The organism is Solibacillus sp. iso_87 (assembly GCF_056173085.1).
In genome coordinates this window covers 125001-141628 of sequence record NZ_CM149656.1, presented here as the reverse complement: position 1 = coordinate 141628, position 16628 = coordinate 125001, and the positions used below count along the sequence as shown (strand labels likewise).

Annotated in this window: 15 protein-coding genes and 2 rRNA genes (1 of these 17 only partly in view); 5 read left to right on the top strand and 12 right to left on the bottom strand. The window is 41.6% G+C overall.

Annotation, left to right across the window (positions count from 1 at the left end):
• Positions 1–63: 63 nt before the first annotated feature.
• The 5 genes from AC0VXV_RS00710 to AC0VXV_RS00690 form a co-directional block, all read right to left on the bottom strand.
• Complete coding sequence (locus tag AC0VXV_RS00710) at positions 64–846, bottom strand: ABC transporter permease (protein WP_475529918.1); 783 nt, start codon at positions 844–846, stop codon at positions 64–66.
• The gene (locus AC0VXV_RS00705; RefSeq protein WP_475529917.1) at positions 833–1732 is read right to left on the bottom strand and encodes an ABC transporter ATP-binding protein; all 900 of its coding nucleotides are present in this window, start codon (positions 1730–1732) and stop codon (positions 833–835) included. The genes AC0VXV_RS00710 and AC0VXV_RS00705 overlap by 14 nt, the downstream gene beginning before the upstream one ends.
• A complete protein-coding gene (locus tag AC0VXV_RS00700; RefSeq protein ID WP_475529916.1) occupies positions 1729–1929 on the bottom strand; it encodes a PLD nuclease N-terminal domain-containing protein in 201 nt (66 codons plus the stop codon). Before AC0VXV_RS00700 ends, AC0VXV_RS00705 begins: the two co-directional genes overlap by 4 nt.
• 12 nt (positions 1930–1941) lie before the next feature.
• On the bottom strand, positions 1942–3048 hold the full coding sequence (locus AC0VXV_RS00695; RefSeq protein WP_475529915.1) for a helix-turn-helix domain-containing protein: 1107 nt from the start codon (positions 3046–3048) through the stop codon (positions 1942–1944).
• Positions 3049–3326: 278 nt separating this feature from the next.
• Positions 3327–4274, bottom strand: a complete 948-nt coding sequence (locus tag AC0VXV_RS00690; RefSeq protein WP_475529914.1) for a carbohydrate kinase family protein — start codon at positions 4272–4274, stop codon at positions 3327–3329.
• Between the two features lie 149 nt (positions 4275–4423).
• Here AC0VXV_RS00690 and AC0VXV_RS00685 point away from each other — a divergent pair, with 149 nt between their 5' ends.
• From AC0VXV_RS00685 to AC0VXV_RS00670, 4 genes are all read left to right on the top strand, one after another.
• On the top strand, positions 4424–4984 hold the full coding sequence (locus AC0VXV_RS00685) for an N-acetyltransferase family protein (protein WP_475529913.1): 561 nt from the start codon (positions 4424–4426) through the stop codon (positions 4982–4984).
• Between the two features lie 18 nt (positions 4985–5002).
• Positions 5003–5917 (top strand): EamA family transporter, encoded by a 915-nt coding sequence (locus AC0VXV_RS00680; RefSeq protein WP_475529912.1) that lies wholly within the window; start codon positions 5003–5005, stop codon positions 5915–5917.
• Between the two features lie 131 nt (positions 5918–6048).
• Positions 6049–7572 carry an argininosuccinate lyase gene (gene argH / locus AC0VXV_RS00675; protein WP_475529911.1) on the top strand — a complete coding sequence of 508 codons (1524 nt, stop codon included), beginning with the start codon at positions 6049–6051 and terminating at the stop codon, positions 7570–7572.
• Positions 7565–8512 (top strand): N-acetylglucosamine kinase, encoded by a 948-nt coding sequence (locus tag AC0VXV_RS00670; protein ID WP_475529910.1) that lies wholly within the window; start codon positions 7565–7567, stop codon positions 8510–8512. The genes argH and AC0VXV_RS00670 overlap by 8 nt, the downstream gene beginning before the upstream one ends.
• A gap of 51 nt (positions 8513–8563) precedes the next feature.
• On the opposite strand, the gene AC0VXV_RS00665 is transcribed toward AC0VXV_RS00670, so the two are convergent.
• The 5 genes from AC0VXV_RS00665 to aceA form a co-directional block, all read right to left on the bottom strand.
• Positions 8564–8947 (bottom strand): YkvA family protein, encoded by a 384-nt coding sequence (locus AC0VXV_RS00665; RefSeq protein ID WP_475529909.1) that lies wholly within the window; start codon positions 8945–8947, stop codon positions 8564–8566.
• Between the two features lie 85 nt (positions 8948–9032).
• Complete coding sequence (locus AC0VXV_RS00660; protein WP_475529908.1) at positions 9033–9743, bottom strand: glycosyltransferase; 711 nt, start codon at positions 9741–9743, stop codon at positions 9033–9035.
• A gap of 50 nt (positions 9744–9793) precedes the next feature.
• On the bottom strand, positions 9794–11533 hold the full coding sequence (ade, locus tag AC0VXV_RS00655; protein WP_475529907.1) for an adenine deaminase: 1740 nt from the start codon (positions 11531–11533) through the stop codon (positions 9794–9796).
• 128 nt (positions 11534–11661) lie between these two features.
• Entirely contained in the window at positions 11662–12837 is a 1176-nt protein-coding gene (locus AC0VXV_RS00650; protein ID WP_475529906.1) for a pyridoxal-phosphate-dependent aminotransferase family protein, read from the bottom strand.
• A gap of 428 nt (positions 12838–13265) precedes the next feature.
• Positions 13266–14549: an isocitrate lyase gene (aceA, locus tag AC0VXV_RS00645; RefSeq protein WP_475529905.1), complete on the bottom strand. Its 1284-nt coding sequence runs from the start codon at positions 14547–14549 to the stop codon at positions 13266–13268.
• A gap of 215 nt (positions 14550–14764) precedes the next feature.
• Between aceA and AC0VXV_RS00640 the strand changes: the two genes are divergently transcribed.
• A complete protein-coding gene (locus tag AC0VXV_RS00640) occupies positions 14765–15436 on the top strand; it encodes a LytTR family DNA-binding domain-containing protein (protein ID WP_475529904.1) in 672 nt (223 codons plus the stop codon).
• A 79-nt stretch (positions 15437–15515) separates the two neighbouring features.
• Here AC0VXV_RS00640 and rrf read toward each other — a convergent pair.
• A 5S ribosomal RNA gene (gene rrf / locus AC0VXV_RS00635) occupies positions 15516–15631 on the bottom strand.
• A 62-nt stretch (positions 15632–15693) separates the two neighbouring features.
• A 23S ribosomal RNA gene (locus AC0VXV_RS00630) occupies positions 15694–16628 on the bottom strand (it continues 1994 nt past the right edge of the window).

Genomic DNA, 16628 nt, shown 5'->3' with positions numbered 1-16628 from the left:
TTTCCTGGAAGTTAATACAAAAAAGCAGAAATCAATTGAAATACAATGATTTCTGCTTACTATTTATACTTTTAAATAACGAATATTCTTCTTGCTCATCTTAATACCAATCCCCACTATGACAACAATTAGGATGAGGACAACGAGTAAAGTATACCAATAATTTTCCATTAATACGTTATCTGTAAGAAGGCCTGTACCGTATTTTGCGAGCTTCCAAGGTGTGACACTCCAAAAACTGCCGATTAATGTGTCAACAAGCAGACCGACTGGAATGAGAATAATGGTAACAGCAGCAGCGACCGATGTTTGGAATGCTGCACTCATAGCAACAGTCAGTGCCATAACAAACATTAACCAAATACAATACGTACCAAGCATCGCCAAAAACTTCGCTAAATCAACCGGTCCGTAAAGCAGTACTGTATAATACATGCTCCCCGCATAGCCCGCCATTGCACTGATGATTGCAATTGTGCTTGCAACAATCCATTTACTGAAAAACAGTGCTGTAAAAGACATCGGACGTACATAGAGAAGGGTTGCAGTACCATTTTGGCGCTCCCTGCTTACTGACCCGATATAGGCAGTAATCAATACGAGCAGTCCAATTGTCTGAAATTGACCAGTTGATGCAATAAGCAGATCAGCCGGCTGAAATTCAGGCATTGTCATCATAAATCCATCGGGCATATTGCCAACCGCCTGCAAAATATCTTCCATAAAGTAGTTCATGAGCGGATCACTAATACCGAGCAAGACAAAAACGAGCGGAATCCATAAAATTTTAAAGCTGCGAACACTTTCACGCCATTCTTTTAAAACTAATGCTTTAAATTGCTGCATGCTTCCCCGCCACCTTCATAAAGATTTCTTCCAGGCTTGCCGTTTCCCGCTCCACTTTTACAACTTCATATGGTGATGCCGCCAACTGCTGAAGCAACTGCTGCATCGATGGGCGTTCATCTGAAATTTCCACATATGTTGCTATTCCGTTAGCAACAGCTCCTGTAGACTGACTGACAAATTGCAGTGCTTCTTCCGCATTTTTGAACGTTATTTTATAGCGCGGTTCCTCAAACTTTTGCTTCACCTCTGTAAGTGAACCTTGTTCGACAAGTTTGCCGTCCCGTAAAAACAGCAGCTGATCGGTCATTTCCTCAGCATCATTTAAAATATGCGTTGAGTACAAAATCGTCGTTTGCTGCTGTACTTCCTTCAATAAGTTCATCACTTCCCGACGTCCAACCGGATCAAGTGCCGATACCGGTTCATCCAGCAGCAGGAGCTTTGGTTTATGAACTATTGCCTGGGCAATACCTAAGCGCTGCTTCATTCCGCCTGAAAACGTCTCGGTCTTTTTATTCATCGCATCCTGCAAACCTACAAATTCCAGCATCTTTTTGCATTCACTTTTTAATGAACGCTTTTCAAGACCGCTTAAACCGCCCACCATCTCCATATATTCAAGTGCAGTCAACCAGGAATAGTACTGGGGATACTGAGGTAAAAAGCCGATTGCACTGCGAATATCCTTTACATCCGGCATGATGATTTTGCCGCTTGTCGGCTTTAGTATATTAGAAAGCATCGAAAGTGCAGTTGTTTTCCCTGCGCCATTCGGACCGATCAGCGCTGTAGATGTATGCATAGGCAAAGTGAACGATAAATCATCCACTACTTTTTTTGCACCAAATTGCTTTGTGAGGCCATTCACTTCAATACAGATCATTGGCTTTTCCGTCCGAACAGAAAGTAGGCGACCGGTCCGAGTGTATTAACAAACATTGATACGAGCACCCATACCCATTTCGGGCCGCGCGTCTCATAACTGCGTACAATATCCACAATGGCAACCGCCCCAAGCACCAATTGCAATACTAATAACGGCGCAATGAGTCCCCAAGGAATATTCGATAATTTATCCATTTTAAATCCCCCTTAAATTTTTAAATGATGTTTTAAATTGACGAGTAAACTTTTATAGCGCATATCGTTTTGCACACTTGCCAACATCGGATTATCTGCAATACTTTCATAAATGGATCTTTTGATCGATTCCTCATCCCGGGGTGATTGTGTACTCAGCATAACTTCCTTTGCAATCCAATTATCCAGCAAGTAAAAATATTGATCGCCAGTGGGTTTAAGCGGAAATTCGATTTGTATAGAAATTTTTACATAGCGGTCAATAAAACGAATTGCCTCTTCTATATTATTTTGTGCAGCATAGCCGCTCGCTGCCTTTAAATAAAACAGAAGCGTGTTATGGATATTCAGTTTATCTAAATGAAAAGTGTCAATTATCGTTTCAATCCGGTTTACCGACTGTTCAAAATACGGGACATCTCCCATTTCCAAGCTAAGCGCTTCATTCGCATTTGTTATCATATACAGCAAATGCTGATACATATTGACTTGATGAATTTCCTTCGCCTTTTCTATATTGCCGAGCATAGTTTGTGCCGTAGCGATAAGCTGCTCAGTCCCAAGCTGAACTACAGCATCCTCCCCTAATAATTCGAGCACATGCTGAGGTTCCCCTTTTAATATATACGTATATGCCTCAAGTAAATTCGCCTCGTTTTTCAGCCTGTAATTCCCACTGAACTCCTTAACACGTTTACAAAGACTCTGGATTTTGTCCGCAACAGCTTCTTTTTCCTGTGCAATATTAAAATAATTGACGTAAAGCTGCGCCATCTTCAGTAAAAACGGAAAGCAACTATAATATTCTTCTATGAGTTGATCAATTGTTGCATCCACTTCAGCAAATGGTTCCTTTGAAAAGCGCTGTGCTAATTCCGCATACATTTTTAAAATTCGTTCATCCGTCAATTGCGGCTCATAACCGAGCAGTGCATCAATTGAAATATTGAAAAATGTTGCAAGCTTTGGCAACAATGCAATATCCGGATAACTTTGCCCTTTCTCCCACTTTGAAACAGCTGCCCTTGATACTCCGACATGCCGTGCAATTTCCTCTTGTGTCACTTGCAGTTGCTTGCGGCGCTCTGTAAAAATGGCCGCAAATTGAAAGTTGTTCATCCCCCTCACCTCTTACACCTATTATAAAAAGAAAGTTGGCTGTTTAATAGCGACTAATTCTTTCAAAAAGGAGATTTTGTCAACTGCTGGTTTCGCTAAGTAGGTAGAGGTGGGGTTTCTATAATCATCACTAAGTGAATCCCCCGTTCCCTGCTATTCTTACTCATCTTTAATAAACCCCTCACTTGTTCCAATAACCGCAACCCACATTGCGTTCAATAAAAAAAGCCGCCTTCAAAATGTAAAACACTTCGGAGACAGCTTGCTCTATATAAAATTTATTTAATTAAATGCTTAATTTCTTCGTAGCTTGGCAGTGCCGTTAACGCACCGGCTTTAGTTGCGGCCATTGCGCCCAGTTTGTTGCCGAATGCGACACAGCTGACTAAATCTTCTTTTACTGTAGGTAAACCATTGAAATGAACATAACGGAGTACGCCTGCCATAAACGCATCGCCTGCGCCTGTTGTATCTACCGGAATAACTCGTTCAACCGGAACATGTGTTACTTCACCGTTTAATACTGCATAAGCTCCATCGGCTCCAACTGTAACCAGCACGATCGGTACTAACAGCTCATCCAATTTTTGAAGACCTTCTTCAATTGTTGTTGTTTCTGTCAGGAAATATAATTCCTCATCAGTAAGCTTTAAAATATCTGCATCTTCAAAGAATGAAGTAATCGTCTTACGGCAGATTTCCTCGGATTCCCAACGAAGCGGACGGATATTCGCATCGATTGCGATGATCGCTCCTTTATCCTTGGCCATATCCACTGCGGCACGTGTTGTTTTTAATGCAGTTTCTTCAAACATCGTCCCTGAACAAACATTTAAAATCGAAGCACGTTTGAATGCTTCTTCCTGTAACTGCTCAGGCGTTACTTGTAAATTCGGCGTCTCATCGACATAATCTTTAAATACTCGTTCACATTTTTCAGTTAAATGCACATATACACCACTTACACGCTTCTTCGCATCAAATACAGAGAAATCAAGATTCACACCTTCTTTTGTAATCTCCTGACGGCAAAATTCCGATGTTTCATCATCGCCTGTAATTGTAATAAGTGCTGAAGGTGCCCCAATACGACTAATCCCTGCTGCAACATTGATTGTTGCGCCACCTAAATACTTCGTAAATGAAGTATTGGTCTGATCATTTGCAATATAATCAACGAATGCATCTCCATAAACTAAGATGAATTCTTTGTCTATTTGACTCATTAATTGTCTAACCTCCGACGTTGTATGTTCTTACTAATTTACCATAGAAAAGATATATTTATAAAACTTTATACTATTCTGAAACTAATGCTTTCTTCGCGAATGAATTTATTTTCTGTTATACTTTGTTCGGTAAGGAGATGATTGTAATGACCATTACCATTCGACAAGCAGATCGAAATGACGCGAAAGCTGTCGCACCTTTAATTTATGATGCAATCGGAGACATTGCAAACAATTTGACTGGTGAAGAGGAATTTTCACGGATTTTAGCTGCTTTAGAACAGTATGTCACAGAAACGACAAATCGACACAGCTATTTGAATACATTTGTAGCGGAACGACAAGGGGAAATAGTTGGGATTGTCGTGCTTTATGAAGGCCGTCTCGGGTACAAGCTCGATCGCCAGCTTGAACAGCAGCTGGCCCAAAAGGGAATACAGACTACATTGGATGTCGAAGCACATATGGATGAATATTACATCGATACCATTTGTGTCTCAAAAAAAGCGCGCGGTCTTGGCATCGGTACGCTCCTTTTGCAATTTGCCGAGCAAAAAGGCAAGGAGCTTGGCTTCGAAAAAATTTCTCTAAATGTGGAACTAGAGAAATACGATGCACGGCGCTTGTATGAAAAAATAGGCTATCGTACAATCGAAAGCTGGACAATAATTAATGAGCCATTTCATCATATGGTGAAATCGCTTTAGAATAGGAAGAAACACTAAATGAAACAAAACTGGATTTACCCGCTATTGATCGTAATAGCGGCTAGTAGTTACGGAGTATTATCAACAATTGTAAAAGTTGCTATGCAGCACGGCTATACATCGTCAGAAGCCGTGACGAGCCAATATTTCGTTGGATTTTTACTCGCACTCGTGCTCTTTGTTGTAACACAACGCACATTACCGAAGCTTTCAAAGAAAGGTGCCATCACTTTACTTTTAGCCGGGACATGTACAGCGATTACGGGTATTGTTTACGGACACTCCCTAAATTATTTACCTGCATCATTGGCAGTTGTTATGCTGTTCCAATTCACATGGATTGGATTGTTCATGGACTGCTTCCTGAGAAGACGCCTGCCAACACGTATTGAATTAATCTCGTTAGTATTTTTATTTGTAGGCACGATTTTTGCTGCCGGTGTAATTGATGTAGATTTATCTCAAATCGCTTGGCAAGGATGGGCACTAGGGTTATTGGCCGCCTTTACTTTTGCTGCTTTTATGCAATTTAACGCTCAGCCTGTTGAAGGAGTGACGACGATTGGACGTACATTTATTTTATCTGTTGTATCACTGATCATCGTTTGTATCTTTTTATCGCCTGAAATTGTATGGAACGGCCAATTGACAGGTGGTCTTTGGAAGTTCGGTCTGGCTCTCGGGCTCTTCGGTATTATTTTGCCGATTTTACTATTTTCGATTGCCGCGCCAAAAGTCGGTGGTGCACTTGTACCAATTTTGAGTGCAATGGAGCTGCCTGTAGCAATTACAGTATCTGTCATTGTATTAAATGAAAATTTAACGCTTCTCCAAGTTTTCGGTATCGTACTTGTACTGTTCGGTATGGTATTGCCATCCTATTTTGCTTCAAAAAAAGTACGTGTTATCGATCAAACACAGCAGCTGTCCTAATTTTAGGGCGGCTGTTTTTTATATTTCCTATTAGTTTACATTATTTATTTGAATTGATAAAATTTTCTAATAATTGTAGAATGAGATTATTAGGAAGTAGTTTCTATCATTTGATTGGAGGCCCATTCAACATGTTCTTTCAGAATTACCGCAATCTAATAAATGAAAAAGAAGGAATTTTATTTCCTTCCAATAGTTATCGTCAAATGGTTTTACAGCCCGCTTATGATGAGGCACGCAAGCATTTTTTGGATGCGATGCTTCAAATTCATATTGCCCATTTAAAGATGCTTGAAGAACAGGAATTGGTTACCCCAGAAAATGCATGTCGCATCGGTCAAGCTATTCAAAAACTTGATCTGGAATATTATAAAACCCGTGATTATAACCCGCAATTTGAAGATTTGTTTTTTCGGATTGAAAACAAGCTAATCGAACTCGGAGGCGATATTTCCGGAAATTTACATATTGGACGCAGCAGAAACGATATGGGAATCGCCATTTACCGAATGACACTACGTAAAAAGATGCTCACGCTCATGCAGGAACTTTTGAATTTACGTCAATCGCTGCTCGTCTTTGCCGAAGAGCATGTAGAGACGATCATGATTGGCTATACACATACACAGCAGGCACAGCCGACAACGTTTGCCCATTATTTAAAGGCTGTCATTGATCAGCTCACTAGGGACTATAAACGAATGCAGGCCGCATACAATACGATTAACCGCAGCAGTATGGGCGCGGCTGCTTTGACAACAACAGGGTTCCCGATTAGCCGCGAACGAATGCAAGAATTACTTGCATTTGATGACTTAATCGAAAATGCCTGGGATGCCGTTGCCGGTGCTGACTATATCGCGGAAGCGGCTAGCATCGTCCAGCTCGCTGCCCTCAATTTAGGGCGCACATCGCAAGACTTTTTACTTTGGGCAACGCAGGAATTCAATGCTTTTAAGCTTGCCAGTCCTTATGTACAGATCAGCTCCATTATGCCTCAAAAACGGAACCCTGTTTCCATTGAGCATACACGTTCGCTGCTCTCATCGGTTGTCGGGGATGCGGCAACAGTACTACAGATGGTCCACAATACACCATTTGGGGATATTGTCGATACGGAAGACGATATGCAACCATATTTATGGAGGGCAATTGACCGTTTAGTCGGGATATATAAGCTCTTTGCAGGTATGATCCTCACGATGGATGTGAATAAGGAAAACTTGCTGAAACGTGCGCAAAACAGCTTTGCCAACGTAACAGAGCTTGCTGATTCCCTCGTACGCTCCGAGGGTATTTCATTCCGCCAGTCACATAAAATTGTCAGCCTATGTGTGCGGGAACTGATGGCAAATAATAAAGAATCACTCGCAAGCCTGACATGGAACTTGGCAAACGAGAAATGCATGGAAGTTACAGGAAAGCCGCTTCAAATTAATGAGATTGCCTTTTACCAGGCGATTCAGCCGGAGTACTTCGTTAATATACGTACATTAAAGGGAGGGCCTGCGCCTGCAACAATGCGAAAGTCGCTAAAACAGGCAGAAGATGATACGGTACACCTTGAAAGTTGGCTGAGAGAAAAGACAGAGGCAATTTTAAAAGCCGAAAATCGATTGGAACAATTTTTAAAGGAGTGGACGGAACATGAGTAATCGTTATGTATTTGCCGTTGATGGTGGTGCATCAAAAACAGTAATGAGCATTCGTTCTACAGATGGGCGTGAACTATTTACCGCTACTTCCACAGGTTCGAATTACCAGGCTGTTGGAATTGAACATGTCCAACATGTATTTACCGGCCTGCTCAGGAGTGCAGCAGCCCATTTACCGAGTCTGTTTATTGATGTAGCAATCTTTGCGCTTTCCGGCATTGATACCGATCAGGACAAAAAGATAATCGAGGAAATTATTGAAGAAAGTATCGCCCGTTCCCCTTTTACATTCGGTCAAATTTTCATAGAAAATGATGTTGAAGCAACGTTAAAGGGACTTGGGAAGAACAATATAAGCCTGCTTATTTCGGGTACAGGGGCTATTTGCTATAGTCTTATGAATGACAAGATTAGCCGTGGTGGCGGCTGGGGACACCGGATTGGTGATGAAGGAAGCGGTTACTGGATTGGAAAACATATTGCGAAATCGATTTTCCGCGCTGCTGACGGACGCAACAAGTCGACCATATTAACAGAACTTGTTTTAGCAGGCCATCATGTTAATAGCACAGATGAATTGTTCAATCTCATTTATTCAGCGGATTATACAAATGCCCGATTGGCCAGCTTCAGTTCTTATTTGCAACAGGCGGTCGAAATGGGTGATGCCGTTGCACAGAAAATTATGCAAAAAGCAGCGGATGAACTTGTTTTATTGGCAGCAACAACATTAAAAAATGCAGGTTATGCAAATAAAGTCCATACACTGTATTTAAATGGCGGGATTTTAAAAAATAATCCTGCGCTGGTTGAGTTAATAACTACACAGCTCCAAACAACACACCCTCACATAACATTGAAGTTATGTGAGGAGAAGCCGATTGAAGCTATTTTCAATCGTGGATTACGTGAATTGAACGGTGCCCACCCTGTTAAGTAGGCATAGAAAAATCCCCTTTTTGCAGCATTTGCTTAAAGGGGATTTTATCTTTTACTGTACTACGTCTTCCTGACTTCCAAGCTTAGAATCGATTAACCCTTTTGCCTCATCCTTCATCTCATCTGTAATCGATAAATACACTTTTCCCAGTGCAGTTAAGATGACAAAAGCATCATCGGTTAAACCGAATAAAGGAAGGAAATCAACAACTAAATCCAATGGTAAAATGAAGTACCCCAGCGCTCCTAAAACAATGAGTTTACTCGATTTAGGCATGTCCGGACTACGCAGGGCAACGTAAAGTGTGGCTGCTGCCTGCATCGCTTTATAGCCTAACCCTCCACCTGTTTTTTTCATTTTATGCAGAAACTTTTTATCTGAATAATGTTGGTCTTGGCCTTCAATCATTTTTTCGAAGTTATATTGTTCGCTCATACGAATGCTCCTTTCCTTGCTATTACATTATTATTCCTCAAATATGCGACTCGTAATCCTATACGTTTTCGCATTAAGAAAAGATTCATTTCGTATTTTGCCTTTTATGTAGGAAATTTGACCAAAGTTGCTGGAATATTTTTGTCGGGTTCAATACTTCATCATAGTAAATAATTGAATTTTTCCGGAGCTTTGCATGACCGATCGGCACCTCGTAGACAGGAACTTTTCGTCTAATCGCCTCAATCAGCATGTTCGTGTCATAGTGATAAGACTCTCCCTTCACTTTAAAAAGCCATGGCAGATGTCCTCTTGGAATGTAACGTAATCCTGTTTGGATGTCGAGCAAACGTTTACGGATAAACAGTTCAAACATCATCGAGTAGGCACGGTTTTGCAGTTTACTAATTAACGGGTAGTCTGAATCTTTGAAATCGCGAATACCTAATATAATCCCGTCAGAAAAGATTTTCGTACTCGATAACACCTGTTCCACATCCAATACAGAATGCTGACCATGCGCTCCTACTGTAATAATTCCCTTTGCCGGCAATCGGGATTTCAGTATATACTCCATCCCTGTTTTAAGTGCCCGGCCTTTCCCCAGGTTTTTGTCATGTGTTAATACTTCGCAACCTTCTTGCTGTAGTTGTTCAAATAGACCGTTATATTTTTCTTCACTGCCATCATTAATGACAATAACATTGGCAATCGGCAATGCATTCAGCTTCCTGACAAATTGCAGTAGAGCCGGTAAAGGGTTTAGCGCTGGAATCATAACAATGACTTGTTCCATTTTGCATGCTCCTTCATAGAATATTTAATGAAAAAATCTAGAATAGAAAGCTATTCATCAGCATTTATAACCTCAACGGGAATATGCTGAAATTTTGTTACATCAAACAATCCTGTATCTGTAAGCTTAATATCAGGAATAACCGGCAAAGCGAGAAATGATAAAGTCAGAAATAGATGATAGTCAAGTGTAGGATGAATGGTATGCAGACTTTCATGTAATTTCTGCAGCTCTTTCTTAGCCTGTTCAGCAGGAGCATCTGTCATAAGACCTGCGATTGGCAGGATGAGCGAAGCAATCACTTCTCCTTCATTTACTACGACAAGCCCACCTTGAATTTCTTGAAGTGCCTTAAGTGCAATTAACATATCTTCATCATTTGTTCCTACGGCAATCGCATTATGTGAATCATGGGAAATCGTTGTCGCTACAGCACCGCTTTGAATGCCAATACCTTGTACGATTGCGACTGCCTTTGTCCCAACGTGGTGATGCCGCTCTACAACTGCCAGCTTCAATAAATCCTTTTCGATCGACGGTACAAAATGTCCATTTGCTACGTCGACTTCCACCTCAACCCGCTTTGTAATGAGTTGGTTTGGCACAATTTTTATTACATTTGCCCGATTACCTGTAAACGGCAAGCGTAAATCTTCAACTGTCAGCTCTGGTAAATGCATCGACTGTAAAATGGTTGTTTCCACAGTAGATTTTTCCCGGATTGGTGATAGCATTTCTCCATTTTCCGCAACTTTTCTGCCATTTTTCCATACAGCCAGTGCTTTCATCGTCTGCAAATCCTCAACTACTATAAAATCTGCATCATAGCCTGTAGCAACCGCGCCTTTATTTTTCAGACGATAACATTCAGCGGCATTTAATGATGCAAGCTGAATCGCCAGTAAAGGATCCATTCCTTCCGCAATCGCAAGTGCCACTGCGTAGTTAATGCTTCCCTGCTCCATCAGTTCATCCAAATGCTTATCATCCGTACAAAAAGCAAAACGCCGCGCATTCGCCATTGTTACAGCAGGTAAAATAGCTTTTAAGTTCTTGGCTGCTGAACCTTCCCGGATCAACACATACATCCCCTGCTCCACTCGGTCCAATGCCTCTTCGGCTGTTACGCATTCATGATCTGTTGTAATTCCTGCTGCCCGGTAACCACGTATTTGACAACTTGTTAAGCCAGCACAATGACCATCAATGACCATCCCATTTTCTTGAGCAAGCTTTAGTTTTGCGAGCATTTCCTTTTCCCCGTTCAGTACAGCAGGAAAATCCATTACCTCTGCTAAACCTAATACATTCTTATGACCGATAAATTCTTTTAAATCTTTTGCCGTCAGCACAGCTCCTGCATTTTCAAAAGAGGTCCCCGGTACACTGGAAGGTAGCATAAAGTAAATATCCATTTCGACATCTTCAATATCCTGCAGCATAAACTTCAATCCTGCTTTTCCTGAGACATTCGCAATTTCATGCGGGTCTGTAACGACAGCCGTTACACCATGTGGAAGCACGATTCGATTAAACTGTTTTGGTACAAGCATGGATGATTCAATATGAATATGTGCATCAATAAACCCCGGTACAATATATTTTCCGCTTGCATCTATTACTTGCTCCGCTTCAAATTCACCTGGCTCTGAAACCGCAATAATTTTGCCGTTTGCCACTACAACATCGCCTTGTCGCCAACGTAAATTAAAGACATCGGCAATTTGCGCATGTTGAATAATGAAATCCGCTTTACCTCGTTTTTGAGATTGATCGATAATTTGCTTCATATGCCACCCCCTGGTTATCTCACACTATAATTTTTTAATAATTAAATAAAAAAGGGAACGCTTCAAAAATCGCACCGTCCCCTTTCCTATAATTGCACCAAATCTCTATATAGCTTTTCTGGCAGCTTTTAGCTTTGTACCGTTGCAGCTTCTATCTCTTTAGTAAATATGCCTTTTGCTTTTTCAATATCGACTTGCAGCTGTTGCTCTTGCAATGCTTCACCAATCACAACAATCGCCTGCTCCAGCATTTCCGCTGTCGTATTCCCCATATGTCCAATGCGGAACGCTTTTCCTGCTAAGTGGGCTAAAGAACCCGCTACGATAATGCCGCGATTCGCTAGACTTGCTCGGAACTTGCCATCTTCAATACCTTCAGGATATAAAATACAGCTTAATGTCGGCGCAGCTACTTCTTCATTAGCCAATGGTGTCATCCCGTAAGAACGCAGTGCCGCACGGATCGCTTTACCAAATGCGATATGACGCGCTTCACGTTTCTCCATACCTTCTTCTAATACAATATTCAATGCAACATCATATGCGTAAATTAAGTTAACCGGAGGCGTCGCAAAATACATTGCTGGGTTATCCATAATATTGCGCCAATTATGTATATCCGCATAATAGGCCGGCACTGTCACGATTTGTTCACGGGCAGCCAATGCCTGCTGACCGAAAGCGACAATCGCCAGCCCAGGAGGAATACCGATCGCCTTTTGGGATCCTGTTAAAACAATATCAATTTTATAGTCTTCTTCACCGTAAGCTTTACTCATGTCCTCATGCAATGCCGCTGTTGCGACAACACCATCGACTATGACAAGTGCACCAGATGCTTTAATAATCGGTACAAGTGTTTCTAAATCCGACACGACTCCAGTAGATGTATCGGCATGTGTAATTGTTACCGCCTTATAATTGTTAGCCTTCACTGCTTCCTCAACAAGCGTTGCGTCTACACGCTCACCCCATGTTGACTGCAGTACATCAACTTCAATTCCAAATGCTTTTGCAAGTGGTGTAAATCGATCACCGAAATAGCCATGGCTAATAACAAGCAGGCGTTCACCTTTTGCAATAGTATTTACTATTGCCATTTCCATTGCCAATGTACCTGAACCCGCTACAACATATACTTCCCCATCTGTATTAAACAGCTTTTTCGTATTGGCAAGCGCATTTTTAAATGTTTCTACAAACCTAGGATCGGTATGGCCTCTCGTTTCACTTGCCAAAGCATCATAAATCTCATCCATTACCGGTGTCGGCCCAGGTACTAATAATAATTCTTTATTTTTCATTGATTTTACACCCTTTTCTTAATAGTAAAAATATTCTATCTATATAACATTCTCTACTCTTTACTAGAACTCCTTTATTTCTACAAAACAGAAAATGCCTTTTTAGCCCCATCCAAGCTAAAAAGACATTCATCTTTATAAAAACCCCTTAGTTTTCCTTATATGTTGGGAGGCATCCCATACTAAACCGCGTTCCAATTCGATTTAGCAGTTTTCATAGTAGTCAAGCTGTTCAAGTTCAAGAAATTATTCCTCTTCCACATCTTACTTTTCTTTCAATAGTCGCTTCGGCATAACGCTTATTTACTTAGTGCACATTCCCCAATGTCACTTGAATCGGTAAGATAGAAGAAAAGGAATACGTTAATCCGAATAAGCAGTTCCCCGTTTATGATTATAATCATAACACTGCCTACTAAACCTCAATCTTATACAAATTGCTCTGTTTCAGTAGAGCCGGACATAGCAGTTGTCGAAGATGTACCACCTGAAATTGTTTGCGATACTTCATCAAAGTAACCAGTTCCTACTTCACGTTGGTGACGAGTAGCAGTGTAACCTTTACTTTCAGCAGCAAACTCTGCTTGTTGTAGTTTAGAGTAAGCAGCCATACCATTGTCTTTGTAGTCATGCGCAAGCTCGAACATTGAGTAGTTTAAGCTGTGGAAACCAGCAAGTGTAATGAATTGGAATTTGTATCCAAGTTTACCTAACTCACGTTGGTACTCTGCAATCTCTTCATCTGATAACTTAGCTTTCCAGTTGAATGAAGGCGAGCAGTTATACGCTAACATTTTTCCTGGGTACTCAGCATGGATTGCAGTAGCAAACTCACGAGCTTCTTCTAATGACGGGTGAGAAGTCTCACACCAGATTAAATCTGCATATGGTGCATAAGCTAACCCGCGTGCAATTGCTTGCTTAATACCTGGTTTAGTACGGTAGAATCCTTCTGGAGTACGTTCACCCGTTAAGAACTCTGCATCTCGTGGGTCGATATCCGATGTTACCATGTCAGCAGCATCTGCATCTGTACGTGCGATTAAAATTGTATCAACGCCTGCCACATCAGCTGCTAAACGTGCAGCAATTAAATTACGTACAGCGTTTTGTGTTGGTAATAATACTTTCCCGCCTAAGTGTCCGCATTTTTTCTCAGAAGCTAATTGATCTTCTAAATGCACACCAGCAGCACCCGCTTCAATCATCCCTTTAACTAATTCGAATACGTTTAATGGACCACCGAAGCCTGCTTCCGCATCAGCTACAATCGGTGCAAACCAGTCAAAACCATCATCGCGGCCTTCCGCATGGTCGATTTGGTCAGCACGCTGAAGCGCCTGGTTAATACGTTTTACTACTGCTGGTACAGAGTTTGCCGGATACAAAGACTGGTCCGGATACATTTGACCAGAAAGGTTTGCATCAGCCGCTACTTGCCACCCTGATAAGTAGATTGCCTGTAAACCTGCCTTTACTTGCTGTACTGCCTGATTCCCCGTTAAAGCACCTAAAGCATTAATGAAAGGTGCTTCATGTAATGACTTCCATAAACGAGCAGATCCTCGTTTTGCTAATGTTTGCTCCTGGATGAATGAACCTTGTAACTTTACAACCTCTTCTGCTGTATAGCCACGCTCAATTCCTTTCCAACGTGAGTTTTCTGCCCAATCCTTTTGTAAAGCTTCGATTCTTTCTTGACGAGTTGACATAATAAATTTCCACCTTCCCCATTGTGTATGGATATTCTGTTAGAAAAATTTGTAATTAACTGTTCCATAACAGAACATCTTGATGTAATATAATGTATAACAGAATGTTTAATTTTTCATTATTTTCTGACAAATTAACTTTAATTTAGGATGAATGGGTATATTTGGCGGATGAATTATCATTTAGGCAATAATACAGAAGGAGTGGATTTGTATTGTCATTACAAAATATTGAAATCGAAAAGAGCATTTTAAATCAGTATAAAGTTATTTTAGAAGATTGGATTCCTCAAGATGCATCGATTGCAATAGCAGTAAACAATAGCTTTATTTATTTCAGTACAGGTCATCACCATTTTTCATTGAAAGTAGGTTCCGCAGTTCCGAAAGACAGTATCGCTTATAAAGTACTTCAAACAGGAAAAAAAGTAGATGCAGTTATGGAGAATACACTTTTTGAAACACCTTATTATGCGATTGGGTATCCGATTTTGGTAAACGGTGAACAAGGAGCTTTAGTTGTCGTCCTGCCCCCACTATTTAAAGTAAAGAGTTCAGATATGTATCAGTTTTTAACAGGGAAACAAATAGAAGATTGGATACCCATTTCGATTGATGAAATTTCGCATATTGAAAGTCTGCAAAAGCGTACATGGTTTTACTCCAAAGGTGAGCAATACAAAACAGCCATTACACTTAAAGAGTTGCAGACTCGACTACCCAATAACTTTCTTCGTATTCATCGTTCCTATATTATAAATATTTGCTATATAAAGAAAATCTCGCGGGATCTGACTTCTAACTTTATTGTTCAGCTGAAGGATGGCGTAGAATTACCTGTAAGTCAATCCTATATCAATAACTTACGGGCAGTTCTGGAGTTTTAAAATGTGATAGAGTGACAGGGCTAAAAAAAGAAATAACAAAACAAAAAAACCCACTGATTTCTCAGTGGGTTTTACATGTGCGAAGCGACGTCCTACTCTCACAGGGGGAAGCCCCCAACTACCATCGGCGCTAAAGAGCTTAACTTCCGTGTTCGGTATGGGAACGGGTGTGACCTCTTTGCCATCATCACTTCACTATGAAAGAATTTCATTCTTTCAAAACTGGATAAACGTTTCATTGAATTGCGCAATAAAATGTGGTTAAGTCCTCGACCGATTAGTATTCGTCAGCTGCATGCGTCACCGCACTTCCACCTCGAACCTATCTACCTGATCGTCTTTCAGGGGTCTTACTTACTTGCGTAATGGGAAATCTCATCTTGAGGGGGGCTTCATGCTTAGATGCTTTCAGCACTTATCCCGTCCATACATAGCTACCCAGCGATGCCTTTGGCAAGACAACTGGTACACCAGCGGTATGTCCATCCCGGTCCTCTCGTACTAAGGACAGCTCCTCTCAAATTTCCTACGCCCACGACGGATAGGGACCGAACTGTCTCACGACGTTCTGAACCCAGCTCGCGTACCGCTTTAATGGGCGAACAGCCCAACCCTTGGGACCGACTACAGCCCCAGGATGCGATGAGCCGACATCGAGGTGCCAAACCTCCCCGTCGATGTGGACTCTTGGGGGAGATAAGCCTGTTATCCCCGGGGTAGCTTTTATCCGTTGAGCGATGGCCCTTCCATGCGGAACCACCGGATCACTAAGCCCGTCTTTCGACCCTGCTCGACTTGTAGGTCTCGCAGTCAAGCTCCCTTATGCCTTTACACTCTACGAATGATTTCCAACCATTCTGAGGGAACCTTTGGGCGCCTCCGTTACCTTTTAGGAGGCGACCGCCCCAGTCAAACTGTCCGCCTGACACTGTCTCCTACCCCGCTAAGGGGCATGGGTTAGAAGTTCAATACAACCAGGGTAGTATCCCACCGACGCCTCCTTCGAAGCTGGCGCTCCGAGATCTCTGGCTCCTACCTATCCTGTACAAGTTGTACCAAAATTCAATATCAGGCTACAGTAAAGCTCCACGGGGTCTTTCCGTCCTGTCGCGGGTAACCTGCATCTTCACAGGTACTATAATTTCACCGAGTCTCTCGTTGAGACAGTGCCCAGATCGTTACGCCTTTCGTG

Excerpts from the sequence above, each read along its gene's own strand:
- AC0VXV_RS00660 (WP_475529908.1), bottom strand. The coding sequence starts at position 9,743 with ATGGAACAAGTCATTGTTATGATTCCAGCGCTAAACCCTTTACCGGCT.
- AC0VXV_RS00705 (WP_475529917.1), bottom strand. The coding sequence starts at position 1,732 with ATGATCTGTATTGAAGTGAATGGCCTCACAAAGCAATTTGGTGCAAAA.
- ade (WP_475529907.1), bottom strand. The coding sequence starts at position 11,533 with ATGAAGCAAATTATCGATCAATCTCAAAAACGAGGTAAAGCGGATTTC.
- AC0VXV_RS00650 (WP_475529906.1), bottom strand. The coding sequence starts at position 12,837 with ATGAAAAATAAAGAATTATTATTAGTACCTGGGCCGACACCGGTAATG.
- AC0VXV_RS00695 (WP_475529915.1), bottom strand. The coding sequence starts at position 3,048 with ATGAACAACTTTCAATTTGCGGCCATTTTTACAGAGCGCCGCAAGCAA.
- AC0VXV_RS00685 (WP_475529913.1), top strand. The coding sequence starts at position 4,424 with ATGACCATTACCATTCGACAAGCAGATCGAAATGACGCGAAAGCTGTC.
- AC0VXV_RS00700 (WP_475529916.1), bottom strand. The coding sequence starts at position 1,929 with ATGGATAAATTATCGAATATTCCTTGGGGACTCATTGCGCCGTTATTA.
- AC0VXV_RS00710 (WP_475529918.1), bottom strand. The coding sequence starts at position 846 with ATGCAGCAATTTAAAGCATTAGTTTTAAAAGAATGGCGTGAAAGTGTT.
- AC0VXV_RS00665 (WP_475529909.1), bottom strand. The coding sequence starts at position 8,947 with ATGAGCGAACAATATAACTTCGAAAAAATGATTGAAGGCCAAGACCAA.
- argH (WP_475529911.1), top strand. The coding sequence starts at position 6,049 with ATGTTCTTTCAGAATTACCGCAATCTAATAAATGAAAAAGAAGGAATT.
- AC0VXV_RS00670 (WP_475529910.1), top strand. The coding sequence starts at position 7,565 with ATGAGTAATCGTTATGTATTTGCCGTTGATGGTGGTGCATCAAAAACA.
- AC0VXV_RS00690 (WP_475529914.1), bottom strand. The coding sequence starts at position 4,274 with ATGAGTCAAATAGACAAAGAATTCATCTTAGTTTATGGAGATGCATTC.
- aceA (WP_475529905.1), bottom strand. The coding sequence starts at position 14,549 with ATGTCAACTCGTCAAGAAAGAATCGAAGCTTTACAAAAGGATTGGGCA.
- AC0VXV_RS00680 (WP_475529912.1), top strand. The coding sequence starts at position 5,003 with ATGAAACAAAACTGGATTTACCCGCTATTGATCGTAATAGCGGCTAGT.